Annotated in this window: 18 protein-coding genes; 8 read left to right on the forward strand and 10 right to left on the reverse strand. The window is 29.7% G+C overall.

Annotated features, from left to right (window positions below; translation table 11 throughout):
- The first annotated feature begins 79 nt into the window (after nt 1-79).
- The 6 genes from LJY17_RS06800 (at nt 80) to LJY17_RS06825 (ending at nt 4,209) form a co-directional block, all read left to right on the forward strand.
- Nucleotides 80-454, forward strand: coding sequence for a DUF4160 domain-containing protein (locus tag LJY17_RS06800; protein WP_264543091.1), 375 nt, complete (start codon nt 80-82; stop codon nt 452-454).
- 190 nt (nt 455-644) lie between these two features.
- Complete coding sequence (locus tag LJY17_RS06805; RefSeq protein WP_264543092.1) at nt 645-995, forward strand: hypothetical protein; 351 nt, start codon at nt 645-647, stop codon at nt 993-995.
- 499 nt (nt 996-1,494) lie between these two features.
- Nucleotides 1,495-1,956 carry a hypothetical protein gene (locus LJY17_RS06810; RefSeq protein ID WP_264543094.1) on the forward strand — a complete coding sequence of 154 codons (462 nt, stop codon included), beginning with the start codon at nt 1,495-1,497 and terminating at the stop codon, nt 1,954-1,956.
- A gap of 153 nt (nt 1,957-2,109) precedes the next feature.
- Nucleotides 2,110-2,811, forward strand: coding sequence for a hypothetical protein (locus tag LJY17_RS06815; RefSeq protein ID WP_264543095.1), 702 nt, complete (start codon nt 2,110-2,112; stop codon nt 2,809-2,811).
- A 56-nt stretch (nt 2,812-2,867) separates the two neighbouring features.
- A complete protein-coding gene (locus LJY17_RS06820; RefSeq protein ID WP_264543096.1) occupies nt 2,868-3,302 on the forward strand; it encodes an META domain-containing protein in 435 nt (144 codons plus the stop codon).
- A 91-nt stretch (nt 3,303-3,393) separates the two neighbouring features.
- Nucleotides 3,394-4,209 (forward strand): 2,3,4,5-tetrahydropyridine-2,6-dicarboxylate N-succinyltransferase, encoded by an 816-nt coding sequence (locus LJY17_RS06825; protein WP_264543097.1) that lies wholly within the window; start codon nt 3,394-3,396, stop codon nt 4,207-4,209.
- Between the two features lie 67 nt (nt 4,210-4,276).
- On the opposite strand, the gene LJY17_RS06830 is transcribed toward LJY17_RS06825, so the two are convergent.
- From LJY17_RS06830 to rsfS, 7 genes are all read right to left on the reverse strand, one after another.
- Nucleotides 4,277-5,173: a superoxide dismutase gene (locus LJY17_RS06830; RefSeq protein WP_264543098.1), complete on the reverse strand. Its 897-nt coding sequence runs from the start codon at nt 5,171-5,173 to the stop codon at nt 4,277-4,279.
- Nucleotides 5,163-5,459 (reverse strand): acyl-CoA-binding protein, encoded by a 297-nt coding sequence (locus tag LJY17_RS06835; protein WP_264543099.1) that lies wholly within the window; start codon nt 5,457-5,459, stop codon nt 5,163-5,165. Before LJY17_RS06835 ends, LJY17_RS06830 begins: the two co-directional genes overlap by 11 nt.
- A gap of 5 nt (nt 5,460-5,464) precedes the next feature.
- Complete coding sequence (locus LJY17_RS06840) at nt 5,465-6,115, reverse strand: phosphatidylserine decarboxylase family protein (protein ID WP_264543100.1); 651 nt, start codon at nt 6,113-6,115, stop codon at nt 5,465-5,467.
- Nucleotides 6,105-6,911: a phosphatidate cytidylyltransferase gene (locus LJY17_RS06845; protein WP_264543101.1), complete on the reverse strand. Its 807-nt coding sequence runs from the start codon at nt 6,909-6,911 to the stop codon at nt 6,105-6,107. Before LJY17_RS06845 ends, LJY17_RS06840 begins: the two co-directional genes overlap by 11 nt.
- 1 nt (nt 6,912) lies before the next feature.
- Entirely contained in the window at nt 6,913-7,518 is a 606-nt protein-coding gene (locus tag LJY17_RS06850) for a lactate utilization protein (protein ID WP_264543102.1), read from the reverse strand.
- 109 nt (nt 7,519-7,627) lie between these two features.
- Nucleotides 7,628-9,553, reverse strand: a complete 1,926-nt coding sequence (gene ftsH, locus LJY17_RS06855) for an ATP-dependent zinc metalloprotease FtsH (protein ID WP_264543103.1) — start codon at nt 9,551-9,553, stop codon at nt 7,628-7,630.
- Nucleotides 9,554-9,563: 10 nt separating this feature from the next.
- A complete protein-coding gene (gene rsfS, locus LJY17_RS06860; protein WP_073311152.1) occupies nt 9,564-9,935 on the reverse strand; it encodes a ribosome silencing factor in 372 nt (123 codons plus the stop codon).
- A gap of 100 nt (nt 9,936-10,035) precedes the next feature.
- Between rsfS and LJY17_RS06865 the strand changes: the two genes are divergently transcribed.
- Nucleotides 10,036-10,767 carry a biotin--[acetyl-CoA-carboxylase] ligase gene (locus LJY17_RS06865; RefSeq protein WP_264543104.1) on the forward strand — a complete coding sequence of 244 codons (732 nt, stop codon included), beginning with the start codon at nt 10,036-10,038 and terminating at the stop codon, nt 10,765-10,767.
- On the opposite strand, the gene LJY17_RS06870 is transcribed toward LJY17_RS06865, so the two are convergent.
- The 3 genes from LJY17_RS06870 to LJY17_RS06880 form a co-directional block, all read right to left on the reverse strand.
- Nucleotides 10,764-11,528: a glycosyltransferase family 2 protein gene (locus LJY17_RS06870; RefSeq protein ID WP_264543105.1), complete on the reverse strand. Its 765-nt coding sequence runs from the start codon at nt 11,526-11,528 to the stop codon at nt 10,764-10,766. The two genes, LJY17_RS06865 and LJY17_RS06870, sit on opposite strands and share 4 nt — an antisense overlap.
- A 163-nt stretch (nt 11,529-11,691) precedes the next feature.
- Nucleotides 11,692-12,450: a glycosyltransferase family 2 protein gene (locus LJY17_RS06875; RefSeq protein ID WP_264543106.1), complete on the reverse strand. Its 759-nt coding sequence runs from the start codon at nt 12,448-12,450 to the stop codon at nt 11,692-11,694.
- A gap of 6 nt (nt 12,451-12,456) precedes the next feature.
- On the reverse strand, nt 12,457-13,170 hold the full coding sequence (locus LJY17_RS06880) for a polysaccharide deacetylase family protein (protein WP_264543107.1): 714 nt from the start codon (nt 13,168-13,170) through the stop codon (nt 12,457-12,459).
- Nucleotides 13,171-13,242: 72 nt separating this feature from the next.
- On the opposite strand from LJY17_RS06880, the gene LJY17_RS06885 reads away from it, so the two are divergent.
- Nucleotides 13,243-14,304, forward strand: coding sequence for a glycosyltransferase family 9 protein (locus LJY17_RS06885; protein WP_264543108.1), 1,062 nt, complete (start codon nt 13,243-13,245; stop codon nt 14,302-14,304).
- The last annotated feature ends 1 nt before the right edge of the window (nt 14,305 follow it).

Consider the following 14,305-nt stretch of genomic DNA (forward strand, 5'->3'; position numbering starts at 1 on the left):
TACTCTAAGTCAGGAGACTTTGCGTAGCTGAGTGGGCTTCAGATATCACAATATAATTACGTTAAATTATCAATTACTAATGGAAAAAATACTTGAAAAATTATATCAAGAAGCTTTACAATTAAAAAAGTCAATTCAATTTATCGATTTGATTAATGAAAAATCCAATCCTGGAGAATTTGTTATTAAACAGCTCATTTTCAAAATGGATTTAAATGTCAAAATAAAAATGTATCAAGAACATCATGGAGAACCTCATATTCATGTTGATATTGGAAAATCTATACATGGTGCAAGTATTAGTATTAATAACCCTAGAATTTTAGCTGGTTCAATTGAAAGAAAATATGAAAGAAAAGTATTTGAGTGGATCTCTAAAAATAGTGATAAATTATTAATCATTTGGAATAATATCCAATCCGGGCAGACAATTGATTTATCCGCTTTAAATTAAAACTACCTCTAAAAACGGTTCCCCCCTAGCTGGCGAGAGCGTCTCGCTCTTGTCAATTTTAAAACAAAATATTTTTAGCTGAATTTCAGAAATTGAAGTACATTAATTTTAATTGTGTGCACGAGCTGGAAGCTCGCGTGATCTTTGAGAGGTAAAAAAACTAGTGATTGATTAACTAAATAAAGTATTTATGAATAAAGTTAAAGTTATACAGTTTTTTATAATTACTATATTATTTCTATGTATCTTTTTAGGTTTGAATAAATGTAAAGAAGAGAGAAGAAAAATTGAATTTGAAACAATTTGCTATGTAAATAACGGAAACATAAATAGAAGTTCTAAAGATATTAGTGGTTATTTTTATTTTAAAGGCAAGAGATATGAAACCTATGAAATTGTTCATGATAATCCTAAAAAGTATATAGGAAAATATTATAAAATTATCTTATCAAGTAAATATCCAAATGATAGCGAAATATTATACAATGAAGAAGTTACTGATATTAATAAGATTAAAAAAGTTGGTTTCGAACACTTATGATTTACAATCCGAGCCCACAAATAACACAAACTACAACTCTGATTTTGTAATAAGGCAAGATAATTTACCATTTCATATTAAACAATACAGAACTAATTGTAATGGAGAATCTCCTTTAAATTTTTATGGAATAAGAGCTACAAAAAATGACATTATAGGGTTTTAAAAAATAAAATATGAAAAACTTAATCTTATACACAAGTTTACTTATTGTATATACTGTTTTTTCACAAACTACTTTAGAAACGATATTAAAAAACCAAAAACTGATCAATGGTGAAGTAAAAATTCACATATCTAGTAAAAACAAAAATATTTTATTGGAGAAAATAATTTAAAAAATACTTCCCGCTCAAAAATAATAGACTTATATTCAAAAAATAACAAAAAGCTTGATATTAGTTTAATTCATTTATACTCAATAAATGAGTTTGACGTTTATGTTTATTTACCTAATTCTATGATAATTGATGGACTTAATGATGTAAAAAAAGCCAAAATGAATATTTCTAAACCAAATTCAATTGAATCCTTTTTAATCTATGATAGAATTAATAATAGTCTTATACATATTAGTTCTGATATGGGAGCTGGCTCAATCAATTTTTCTAAAAAAAATTTAATGACAATAAATTTTGGATTTGATAATTTAAAATCACAAGTTATAAAATTAGACGAAAATTTCCAACCTATTAGTTCTTTTAAAACTTATTTAAACAAAGATAATAACAAGACATTTTGTTACTTATCAAACTATTATCTTATTAATGGAGAGCATAGAGTAAAAAACAAATTAATTGATTCTAAAGAAGGATTTTATTCGATTTTTGAAATATCAATATTAAAAATTGAATCACTTCTTAATATAAAACTTGTTGATCCTGACAAAGAGAATTTAGCTTGTAAAAATTTAATTTGTTATCCAAGATTATCGAGCTGGATATTTTCTAAAATAAATTGATTAATATCGTATGAATTTACAATCTATGCCAACAAAGAACACAAACTACAACCGTAAAAAACTTTAGTTTTGCTTTTTAAATATACTGTTAATTTTAGTATTACCATTTCCCTTCATAGTTATTATATGTATATTCGTACAAAACTATAATTTATGAAACTTACCCAATACTTAAGCAATCAAGGCTACGATCTAATTGAAGGACCTATACGAAACCACAAACCCCTACAATTATGGATAAAAAAAACATTTAGCGAGGCTGAACTGTATTATGCAACACTAGAACATGCTTTTAAAAGTGAAGAAGTTTTAATCGAAATAGAGAATCAAGCACTTACGGTAAATACTTCAAACACTAACGAATATGGTTTTAATATTGGAATTACATTATTAGAAGAAATATTGAGTTCGTTAGGATTAGGAGATGTTGAAATTTTTGCATCGGTCAAAACTGGAAAAAAAGTAGTGATTAGTTATGATAATTCCATCACAAAAGAATATGCGATAGGAAATATTGAAAGTTATTTATCTGTTGCTGACTTTGTACATCCCAACCCACAATTGTTAAAAAATGCCAATCGTGATAATATCCTGATTATTACAGGAACTGTATTTGCTAAAAACTTAATTGTAGAAATTGAAACCGATTTTTCTCTAGACGTATCATTAATCGCAAAACTAAATAACATAGCCGATGGCAAAATTGATTTTACAATGAAAAACAATAATACCTTAAAAATGATTTCGGAAGGAGATAATTTTTTCCCTATTGCTGTAAAAGCCAGTCGCTTAAAATTTGACCGAAGCATTTTTGAAAAACTAACCTTGGTTACTGACGATAGAAATATATTCTAAATTAATATTCATCATCAAATCAAAACTTTATAATTTTATATTATAAATATAATCTCATGAAGACAAATAAATACATTCAAGTTCTGCTTGCCGCATTTATTATTATACTATTAAATGGTTGTAGTTCACAGAAAACAACAAATTACAAAAGACAATGGATGTTGGTTACTTTTAAGGATTATACCAAAGAATTTTTAATAGAAAAAAAAGCCGCATTAAATCTTTCTCCAATACAAGGCGAAGATAATTCTGAATCTGGTACTGCTTACATGGGTTGCAACAATATAAGATTGAAAGCCAAATTTTCCAATGATGGTAAAGTCACTTTCTCTGACCTGATAAGTACACGTATGTTTTGTCCTGAAAATCTTGAAAATGACTTTTCAAAAGCAATAGAAAAAATAACTCATTATAAAATTGAAGGTCATTTCCTTTATTTATACAATGAAAAAGAACAGCAAATGAAGTTTATTGCCGCTGATTGGGATTGATAATACTCATTTTTTAACAAAATCAAGTTTTTTAGTGTATCAGTAGTTTTGGCACTTTCAAAACTTTATCTTTGCTCTAAATAGATTTTTTATGCAAAAGTTACAATCAATTATAGAACAGGCTTGGGAAAACAGAGCTTTATTACAAGAAGAAGCAACTCAAAAAGCGATTAGAGAAGTTGTTGATTTACTAGACGCAGGAACTTTACGCGTTGCAGAACCAACAGCTGAAGGTTGGCAGGTAAACGAATGGGTAAAAAAAGCAGTAGTAATGTACTTTCCTATTCAAAAAATGGAAACATTTGAAGTTGGTATTTTTGAATATCATGATAAAATTCCACTAAAAAGAGGTTATGCTGAAAAAGGGATTCGTGTAGTTCCTCATGCTGTAGCGCGTCATGGTGCTTACATTTCAAAAGGTGTGATTATGATGCCAAGTTATGTAAACATTGGTGCTTATGTAGATGAGGGAACTATGGTAGATACATGGGCAACTGTAGGAAGTTGTGCTCAAATAGGTAAAGATGTTCACTTGAGTGGTGGTGTTGGTATTGGTGGTGTTTTAGAGCCATTACAAGCTGCTCCAGTTATCATCGAAGATGGTGCTTTTGTTGGTTCTCGTTGTATAGTTGTAGAAGGTGTTCGTGTTGAAAAAGAAGCTGTATTGGGCGCTAATGTATGTTTAACAGCATCAACTAAAATTATAGATGTTACAGGTCCTGAACCAGTAGAATACAAAGGTATTGTTCCAGCTCGTTCTGTAGTAATCCCTGGAAGCTATGCTAAAAAGTTTGAAGCTGGTGAATACCAAGTTCCTTGCGCTTTAATTATTGGTAAACGTAAACCATCAACTGATTTAAAAACATCATTAAACGATGCTTTACGTGAATATAACGTAGCAGTATAATAATATAAACTGTTTAAATAAAAAAGCCATTCTAAAAAGAATGGCTTTTTTATTTATTTATAAATTTTTATTGAAACTCATCAACACTATTTTCTGGTTGCTTCACAGGGGTCGGTTGTTTTACAGGCTGAGTAGTTTGCTGTACTGGAGCTTCTGTTGTTGTTGTTGTTCCTTCTGTAACTTCAACTCTTGCAGATTTACCAAAAGCTTCATATCTTTTTTGAGCTACTTCCCAATTTATTACACTAAAAAAAGTATTTGCATATTCTCTTTTTCTTGTTTGAAACTTTAAATAATAAGCATGTTCCCACATATCAAGATTCAAAATTGGAATACCTGAAATTCCTAAATTTTTCATCAACGGATTATCATTATTTGCAGAACTGACAATTTTAAGCTTTCCAGTCTTATCTGAAACCAACCATGTCCATCCAGAACCTGTGAGTCTTACAGAAGTCTCTACAAATTGTCTTCTAAATTCATCAAAAGAACCAAAATCCTTATTAATAGACTCTAATAAACTACCTGATGGTTCCCCTCCTGCTTTTGGCGCAAGTGCTTCAAAGAAAAAAGTATGGTTATAAACTCCTCCAGCATTATCTCTAATAACGGCATCAGATAAATTTAAATTTTTTAATATAGGATCAAGTTCTAAAATTTCATACTTGGTACCAACAATTGACTTATTCAAATTATTTACGTATCCTAAATAATGCTTAGAATAATGCAATTCCATAGTAGCAGCATCAAAATCTGGCTCTAATTCATTATAATCAAAAGGCAATGCATAAAGACTAAAAGCCCCTTCATTTGCCTTAATATCTGAAGGCTTTCCTCCTTTTTGTTCAATTTTAACTATAGGAGTATCTGGCACGTCAACCACTTCAACCAAAGTGTCTTTTTTACAAGAAACTAATGTAGAAACAGCAATAAAACTGATGTATAAAATTTTATTATTTTTCATTCTTTCCTTCAAGAATTTCATTTACTAAATTTATATAACAACGCTTTGCTTCTTCTTCAGACACATTACTTATTTGAAGCCATGCATTTGTTTTGAAAGCATCACGAACGTCTTGTCCTGTGTAATAATTGAAACTATTTGGATTTGCTCCTATTGCACCATGTGTTGCTTGTTTATAATAAGCATAAAGACGCAACATAGTATCCTGTGGCACAGAATCTTGTTCCATATTAGAAGCTTTCTCAAAAGCTTCCTTAAATAAAGTATCTAAATCTTTTTCAGACATACAATTTATCCAATTGCAATAACTGTTTTATTTCCTGTAGCTTTTTCGTTAAGCTTTACATTTACTTTTGTTCCTAAAGGCAAATATAAATCTACTCTTGATCCAAATTTAATAAAACCTGCATCGGTTCCTTGAACAACTTCAGTTCCTTCTTCAGCGTAATTTACTATACGTTTAGCAAGAGCTCCAGCTATTTGACGATACATGATTTCACCAAAAACCTTACTTTCAATTACTACAGATGTACGTTCGTTTTCGGTACTAGCTTTTGGATGCCATGCCACTAAATATTTCCCAGGATGATATTTACTATACTTTACCTTTCCAGAAACTGCATATCTTGTCACATGAACATTAATAGGCGACATAAAAATAGACACCATTAATCTTTTATCTTTAAAATATTCTTCTTCAAAAACCTCTTCGATAACAACAACTTTACCGTCAACAGGCGCAACGATTTGATTCTCGTTTGGTGCTACTGTTCGATTAGGATTTCTAAAAAATTGTAAAATCATTACATAAAAAAATAATGCAACAATTTGAATGGCCATTCTTAACCAAGCAATATCTATAAATTTATCGGCTAATAAAACGGAAAGAATTACAATTACCGAAGCTGTTAAAATGATCTTTGATCCTTCTTTATGAAACATAAGTTATGATTTTATAAAATAAAAATAAAAATGGAGCTACAAATATAATACTATCTAGCCTATCTAAAATACCTCCATGACCTGGCATAATATTACCACTATCCTTAACATTTGCCAATCTTTTGAATTTAGATTCAATTAAATCACCGATGGTTCCAAAAACACTGACTATTAATGCAGTTATAATCCAGACAAGAATAGATGAGTGTATATAATACTTAGCAATAATAACTCCTGCTATAATCGCAAAAACAACTCCTCCAAAAAATCCTTCGATCGTTTTTTTAGGTGAAATCTTTTCTAATAATTTATTTTTTCCAATAGATTTACCTACTATGTAGGCAAAAGTATCGTTTGTCCATATAAGTATAAAGATAGCAATTATAATTGAAGGCGTAAATTGATTTTGCTCGTAAGGAATTTTAGCTATGAGTATAAACGGCAAAGTAATATATCCTATCAATTTCACCCATTTTGATTGTAAATCTTGATGTTCGAATTTATCTGAAAAAAGCCAAAAAAGAAGCTGAATCGAAACAAACATTGAAGCTATAATTAAACCAAAATCTAAGAAGTAAGTAGTTTCTACGAATAAAGTAAATAGTAAATACATCAAACCAGAAACTATAACCGCTGGCATTTTAGGCAAATTAATTAAAGAAGAGAACTCTCTAACCGTTTGTAATAAGAAAAGTCCAAAAAGAGCCAAGAATGTCTCTCTGGAAAAAAGCGTTGCAGATACCAGTAGAAAAATATAAACTAACCCTGATAATGAACGTATAACATTTTCATTCATCCTATAAATCCTCTAGCAGCAACAAATATAAGTTTTTTGGAGAACTTCCGTAGTGTAAAAAGTCTTCTTCTTTAACCTTTTCAAAATATTTAATACTTGTGATGTTTGTTGGGTAATCTGTAGTATATCTTTTTTTAATTTCTCTCAAACCATCACTTTTACTTAAAATAATTTGACTGGTAGTTGCTACTAATACGATATTGTCAGGCAATTGATTTGGTTTGTTTTGCTTTATTTGATTAGAAGAAAAAAGTATTGAACCATCCTCGGCAATTAAATTTTCGCAACTAGCAAATAAAAACTTTGGATTAACAACATTTTGATATTTAATATTATTTTCCTCTAGCATCTTGAATAATCTTGGCTCTAAACACATCGCTTCCGATTCAAACCAATCATTTTCTTCCAATATATTTTCAAATTGTTCATTAAGTTCAGCAACATTTTCACAATATAAAAACTTACCTCCGTTTTTCTTGAAATTATGCGTGAATTGCTCATCTACTGGCAATTGTGAATGTAAATCTTGAAACGGATTATATTCACTTTCTCCCGCATCGTTTGAAGCATCATGTCCTGAACCAAATATTTTTTTAAATATACTCATACGCCTAGAATCCCAAGGATATTAATTGCTATATGTACCAAAGATAAAAAAATCCTAACCCATTTTTTTGAAATAGGTTAAGATTTTAAAGCATTTTATTAACTAAGTTTTAAACAATTTCTTCATGCGAAACCTTATCAAAAGGTCTCTTTCCGAAAATTGTTTCTAAATCATCTTTAAAGATTACTTCTTTTTCAATTAAGATATTTGCTAATTGATTAAGCTTGTCTTTATTTTCCTCAAGAAGCTTTATAGCTCTTTGATATTGCGCTTCAATAATTACAGATATTTCTTGATCTATTGTACGAGCAGTTTCTTCTGAATAAGGCTTAGAAAAATTATAATCTGTTTGACCAGACGAATCATAATAAGTAATATTACCCAATTTATCATTTAAACCATAAACGGTAACCATTGCACGAGCTTGCTTTGTAACTTTCTCAAGATCACTTAAAGCTCCTGTCGAAATTTTATCAAAAATTACTTTTTCTGCAGCACGACCACCCATGGTTGCACACATTTCATCAAGCATTTGATCAGGACGAACAATTTGTCTTTCTTCTGGCAAATACCATGCAGCCCCTAAACTTTGACCACGAGGAACAATTGTCACTTTAACTAGCGGAGCAGCGTGTTCTAACATCCAACTCACAGTTGCATGTCCAGCTTCATGAATAGCAATAGCTTTTTTCTCTTCTGGAGTAATAATTTTATTTTTCTTTTCAAGTCCTCCAACTATTCTATCAACTGCATCAAGAAAATCTTGTTTGTCAACAGCTGTTTTATTATTACGTGCAGCAATCAAGGCAGCTTCGTTACAAACATTTGCAATATCTGCACCAGAAAATCCCGGAGTTTGTTTTGCCAAAAAGTCAGTATCTAAATTTTCAACTTTTTTAAGTGGCGCTAAATGCACTTCAAAGATTTCTTTACGTTCTCTAATGTCTGGTAAATCAACATAGATTTGACGGTCAAAACGTCCAGCACGCATTAAAGCTTTGTCTAAAACATCAGCTCTATTTGTAGCTGCAAGTACAATCACACTAGTATCTGTACCAAAACCATCCATTTCAGTTAACAACTGATTTAATGTGTTTTCACGTTCGTCGTTAGATCCTGAGAAGTTGTTTTTACCTCTCGCACGACCTACAGCATCAATTTCATCAATAAAAATAATCGCTGGCGATTTTTCTTTAGCTTGTTTAAACAAATCACGCACTCTTGAAGCACCTACTCCAACAAACATTTCAACGAAATCTGAACCAGATAATGAAAAGAAAGGAACTTTTGCTTCACCAGCTACTGCTTTAGCCAGCAATGTCTTACCTGTTCCCGGAGGCCCAACCAATAATGCTCCTTTAGGAATTTTACCTCCTAAATCAGTATATTTTTTAGGATTCTTTAAAAATTCAACTATTTCCTGAATTTCTTCTTTAGCTCCTTCAAGTCCAGCAACATCTTTAAATGTTGTCTTTACATCATTCTTTTCATCAAATAATTTAGCTTTCGATTTCCCTATACTAAAGATTTGGCCTCCACCTCCGCCAGCACCTCCGCCAGACATGCGACGCATCATGAAAATCCAGAAACCTAATAATAAAATTATTGGAAGTAGATTGATCAACAAATCAGTAAAATCACTAGATGTTTTATAATCGTAATCTGTAATTTTTTTGTTTGTCTTTGCTTCTTTTAAATCTTTAGAAAAGTTTTCATCACCTGTTCCTATTTGAAAAGTATAATGAGGCCCCAGATTTTTATTTCCTAAAATATCTTCTTTGGGAAGTTTTTTGTAAGCTTCTTTTTTTAGTGCTGATTCCTTAAGATATACAGTAACAAATTTATCATTTTCTACCTCGACCTTATCTACATCTCCTGCATCTAAATACTCATAAAATTTAGAAATAGATGTTTTTGAAGGTTCAACCCAACGTGATTGCCCAGATATCCACATAACAACAAATATGGCTGCTATGATACCGTAAATCCACCAAGGATTAAACTTAAAATTGTTTTGCTTTGTTTCGTTAGACATAGATATTTAATTAATATTTATTTTCAATAGATGTGATTTTTGCGTCACCCCAAAGACTTTCTATATTGTAGTATTCACGGATGTGTTTTTGAAACACATGCACAACAATGTGAATGTAATCCATTAAAACCCATTCCCCGTTATCTGTTCCTTCTACATGCCAAGGTTTGTCTTTGAGTTCTTTTGAAACTACTTTTTGAATTGAATTTACAATTGCGTTCACTTGTGTATTTGAATTACCATTACAAATTACAAAATAATCACAAACCGTATTATCCAATTCTCTTAAATCAAGAATATCTATATCGTTACCTTTAACTTCTTCAATCCCTTTAATGATATTTGCTAATAAAATATCGTTGCTTACTTCTTTTTTCGTCATTTAAATCTTAAAAATATTTTGCACAAAGTTATTGATTTTTGTCTTTATTTTGAACTTAATATTAAAGTAACTTTTCTGATAGCGTTTCAAATTCTGACACATGAAATTAATCAAACTCAATGCCATAGATTCTACTAACGATTTTTTGAAGAAGATGTCACAAAATCAGGAGCTAGAAAATTTCACTGTAGTACTTGCCGAAACTCAAAATAAAGGGAAAGGACAACAAGGAGCAAAATGGCTTTCAGAGCCAGGAAAGAACCTAATAACCAGTATTTTAATATCAAACACTATAAGCGACATTAGAGGTGTGTTTTTACTAAATATTTCAGTGGCATTGAGTATCATTGAAGCCTTAAAAACTTTAAAAATTCCTTCTTTGCATATTAAATGGCCAAACGACATTATGTCAGAAAATAAAAAAATTGCTGGCATATTAATTGAAAGTTTAATAAAAGAAAAAGGGAAAATTGAGTCTATTGTTGGTATTGGTCTAAATGTAAACCAAACAAAATTTGAGGATTTAACTAAGGCCAGTTCACTAAAAAACATTACTGACAAAGAATTTGACATTGAATATATACTAAACAAAATAGTAACAGAGCTAAAACTCAATATTGAAAAAATACTTTTTAATCAAGAAGCATATTTATGGGAAAACTATCACAAATGGCTTTACAAAAAAGGTACTCCAATGGCATTTGAAAACGAACAAGGAGAACGATTTATGGGTATAATTCAAGGAGTTAACAAAGATGGAAAACTAGAAATAATACTCGAAAACGATTTGGTTAAACAATACGGAATCAAAGAAATTAAGATGCTTTATTAAAATCTTAATAAGTTCTTTTCTTCATTTTGTAAGTTTATAAGCTTTGCATACTTCATATGGGAGAAAAAACCTTGAATTAAAGCAATTGTTACTCCATCTATACCATTAAAAATCCCTTTCTTAAAAAAATAACAACGTATAAATGCTACCAATCCATTTATAATCGGCTTGAATGGCCCAACTCTTTTTCCTTGATCAAAAAGTTGTTGTGCATGCCATGTTGAATACTGATTTTTTTTAGCGATAATTTGATTAAACGAATCCCAACCATAATGCAATATGTGAACTGATACTTTTTTCTCTTTAGTAGTCACTATTTTCTGATGCACTTTTGCCTCAGATGGAGAAGCAGTCTTTTTATTAAAAAAACGTACTTTATGGTCTGGATACCATCCTGAAAAATCAATCAGCTTATCTGCTAGAAAGTTTTTTACTCTAAACGAAAAAGCGTCGTAATTTCCTTCTAGGTAATTCCCTTTTAAAAGAAATTCCTCGGCATCTGTGTCTAAAAACTCATCAGCATCAAGATTCAAAATCCAATCATTCTTGCAATATGGCAATCCAACTTTACGCTGAGGACCATCTCCTAGAAAAGATTGTAAAACAACTATAGCCCCTTTACTTTTAGCTATCTCTACAGTTTTATCTTTACTGTACGAATCGACTATTATAATCTCATCACAGACCTTAAACAAAGCATCAATACATTTACCAATGTTTTTTTCTTCGTTATAAGTTATCACTAATCCACTTATACTCATACACCAAAATCAATTAATACCATTAAATTAGAATCTAGAAAAAAACATCTACATCAACTATTGGACTATAATTTATTGTTTTGGTTTAATACCTCTATCAAAAAATTAAATTATTGACTACAATAAAAAATCCCAATTAAGAACGAATTGGGATTTGATTTTATTACTTAAAGCTATTTTTATTTTGAATTTCAATGAGTTTAGCATATTTCATATAAGTTGAAAAGGCCTGAATTAATGCGAAAGTAATACCATCAATGCCTTTAAAAATTCCTTTTTTAAAAAAATAAAGTCTAAAAAAACTTACCAAGCCATTTAAAACGGGTTTAAAACTCCTTACTCTTTTTCCTTGATCATAAAGTTGTTGGGCATGCCAAGAAGAGTACAAATTCTTTTTAGCAATTAATTGATTAAAATTTTCCCAAGCGTAATGATTTATATGAACTTCAAGTTCTTTTTTCTTCAAACCAGAGACTTTTTGATGGACTCTGTCATTTGATGGTGAAGCAGTTTTTTTATTGAAAAACCTAACTGTATAATCTGGATACCAACCTGAAAAGTTGATTAATTTATCTCCTCCCATAAAATTATACAATCTAAAAGCATAGTGATCGAACTCATCATTTTCATATTTACCAGATTTTATAAATTCTTCAGCATCAGTAGCTAAAATTTCATCAGCATCAAGATTCAAAATCCAATTATTTTTACAGTAATCAAGCCCATGGATTCGTTGAGGACCATCTCCTAAAAAAGATTGCAAAATAACCTTAGCACCTTTTTCTTCTGCTATTTTTACTGTATTATCAATACTTAATGAATCAACCACAATTACTTCATCACAAATTTTATTAAGTGCATCAATACATTTACCTATATGCTTCTCTTCGTTATACGTTATAACTAACCCACTAATCTTCATACTATATCAAAATAACTTAAGCTTTCCTATTCTTAATTTTAATTTAAATCTAAATAAACCATCTTCTCCCTTAATATCAATTCTTTTAATTAGATAATTATTTTTAAATGGAAATTTATTTAATCTATTTCCTATTCTAAGACCAAACTTTATATTATTTTCTTGGAGCACTTTTTCAAAAATATCAAATTGATCCTTTTTTTTGGGGTAATTACCAAATGGATATGCTAAAAAAGGTTTAATTTTTAGTTCATTATCTTTTATAAAAGAATTACATTTTTCAAAATCAACCATTAGTTCCTCTTCAGACATTGATGCATACTTCTTATGCTCAAAAGAATGATATCCTAACTCAATAAGATTACTATCTAATCCATTCAATTGCTCAACACTCATTATTTTCTCTTTCCCTTCAATCCAATAATCGTAGTTACCAACATATGAGAAAGGAACAAAAAAAGAAGCTTTTAATTGATACTTTTCAAGTAAAGGAACAGCATAAACAAGTTGATTTTCGGTAACATCATCAAAAGTAATTACAACACTTTTTTTGGGTAATTTTGTAATCCCTTCTAATTCATCAAAATGAAATGTTTTATATTTTTTTTCATGTAAAAACTTGAAATGAGACTCAAGCTTTTCTTTAGAAATAGTTAAATCTATAGACTTAGAAACATCATCTGTAACATTATGATACATTAAGATTGGTAGCTTCGACATTAATTATTTTTTTGTAATATTGATGACTTTTCAAAAGTACCTTTTTTATTTAAAAAAACATCTCATACACAAATGAAAATTTTAGTGATTCAGCAAAAGCGAATTGGCGATGTACTTACTAGTACCATCATTAGCAACAATTTAAAAAAATATTATCCTGATGCTAAAATTGATTATATGTGTTATGCAAATTGTGTAGCTATTTTAGAAAATAATCCAAACATAAACGAAGTTATAGTTTTGGAAGAAAAAGTAAGGAAAAATTATCTTTCATTAGCTAAATTTATTTTCTCAATCAAAAAAAGGAAATATGATGCTGTAATTGATGTTTACAGTAAATTGGAAAGTAATTTAATCACCTTTTTCTCAGGAGCAAAATATCGAATTTCATACGATAAAGGATATTCTAACTTATTTTACAATCATAATATTAAACGTGTTGAAGTTGGTACTAAATCAGACATTGGCCTAGCCATCATTAATAGATTACTTCTATTAAAACCATTAATAAAGGAAGAAATTATAGATTACAAACCTAAGATTTTTTTAACCGAAGCAGAAAAACTCCAAGGATTAGCGTTATTAAAACAGTTTGATATAAAAAAAGACAAACCAATTTTCATGTTTGGAATTTTAGGTAGCGAATGGTACAAAACTTATCCAATTGAAAAAATGGCACAGATTATTGATTTCACAGTAGCAAAAACAAACGCAACAATACTTTTTAACTACATTCCGTCACAAAAAGAAGATGCTCAAAAGATTTATGACATTTGTAAAAACGAAACGAAACAGAATATAGTATTTGATTTATATGCAAAAGAGCTCAGAGGATTCTTAGGCTTACTTTCACATTGCGATGCTTTAATCGGTAATGAAGGTGGTGCGGTAAACATGGCAAAAGGATTAAATATTCCTACTTTTTCAATCTTTTCCCCTTCGGTAGATAAAGAAACATGGCAGATTTTTGAAGACGAAAAGAATATTTCTATCCATTTAAAAGATCTTAAACCTGAAATATACAAACAATTCACAGAGAAGGAAATCAAAGTAGAAACTTTCAAATATTTTGAAGAATATCCGTTTGAGTTATTGTTAGAAAAATTACAGGATTTCTATAAAACTATATTATAAA

The organism is Flavobacterium hankyongi, assembly GCF_036840915.1.
GTDB classification, from domain to species: domain Bacteria; phylum Bacteroidota; class Bacteroidia; order Flavobacteriales; family Flavobacteriaceae; genus Flavobacterium; species Flavobacterium hankyongi.

Excerpts from the sequence above, each read along its gene's own strand:
- LJY17_RS06800 (WP_264543091.1), top strand. The coding sequence starts at position 80 with ATGGAAAAAATACTTGAAAAATTATATCAAGAAGCTTTACAATTAAAA.
- LJY17_RS06805 (WP_264543092.1), top strand. The coding sequence starts at position 645 with ATGAATAAAGTTAAAGTTATACAGTTTTTTATAATTACTATATTATTT.
- LJY17_RS06810 (WP_264543094.1), top strand. The coding sequence starts at position 1,495 with ATGAATATTTCTAAACCAAATTCAATTGAATCCTTTTTAATCTATGAT.
- LJY17_RS06815 (WP_264543095.1), top strand. The coding sequence starts at position 2,110 with ATGAAACTTACCCAATACTTAAGCAATCAAGGCTACGATCTAATTGAA.
- LJY17_RS06820 (WP_264543096.1), top strand. The coding sequence starts at position 2,868 with ATGAAGACAAATAAATACATTCAAGTTCTGCTTGCCGCATTTATTATT.
- LJY17_RS06825 (WP_264543097.1), top strand. The coding sequence starts at position 3,394 with ATGCAAAAGTTACAATCAATTATAGAACAGGCTTGGGAAAACAGAGCT.
- LJY17_RS06830 (WP_264543098.1), bottom strand. The coding sequence starts at position 5,173 with ATGAAAAATAATAAAATTTTATACATCAGTTTTATTGCTGTTTCTACA.
- LJY17_RS06835 (WP_264543099.1), bottom strand. The coding sequence starts at position 5,459 with ATGTCTGAAAAAGATTTAGATACTTTATTTAAGGAAGCTTTTGAGAAA.
- LJY17_RS06840 (WP_264543100.1), bottom strand. The coding sequence starts at position 6,115 with ATGTTTCATAAAGAAGGATCAAAGATCATTTTAACAGCTTCGGTAATT.
- LJY17_RS06845 (WP_264543101.1), bottom strand. The coding sequence starts at position 6,911 with ATGAATGAAAATGTTATACGTTCATTATCAGGGTTAGTTTATATTTTT.
- LJY17_RS06850 (WP_264543102.1), bottom strand. The coding sequence starts at position 7,518 with ATGAGTATATTTAAAAAAATATTTGGTTCAGGACATGATGCTTCAAAC.
- ftsH (WP_264543103.1), bottom strand. The coding sequence starts at position 9,553 with ATGTCTAACGAAACAAAGCAAAACAATTTTAAGTTTAATCCTTGGTGG.
- rsfS (WP_073311152.1), bottom strand. The coding sequence starts at position 9,935 with ATGACGAAAAAAGAAGTAAGCAACGATATTTTATTAGCAAATATCATT.
- LJY17_RS06865 (WP_264543104.1), top strand. The coding sequence starts at position 10,036 with ATGAAATTAATCAAACTCAATGCCATAGATTCTACTAACGATTTTTTG.
- LJY17_RS06870 (WP_264543105.1), bottom strand. The coding sequence starts at position 11,528 with ATGAGTATAAGTGGATTAGTGATAACTTATAACGAAGAAAAAAACATT.
- LJY17_RS06875 (WP_264543106.1), bottom strand. The coding sequence starts at position 12,450 with ATGAAGATTAGTGGGTTAGTTATAACGTATAACGAAGAGAAGCATATA.
- LJY17_RS06880 (WP_264543107.1), bottom strand. The coding sequence starts at position 13,170 with ATGTCGAAGCTACCAATCTTAATGTATCATAATGTTACAGATGATGTT.
- LJY17_RS06885 (WP_264543108.1), top strand. The coding sequence starts at position 13,243 with ATGAAAATTTTAGTGATTCAGCAAAAGCGAATTGGCGATGTACTTACT.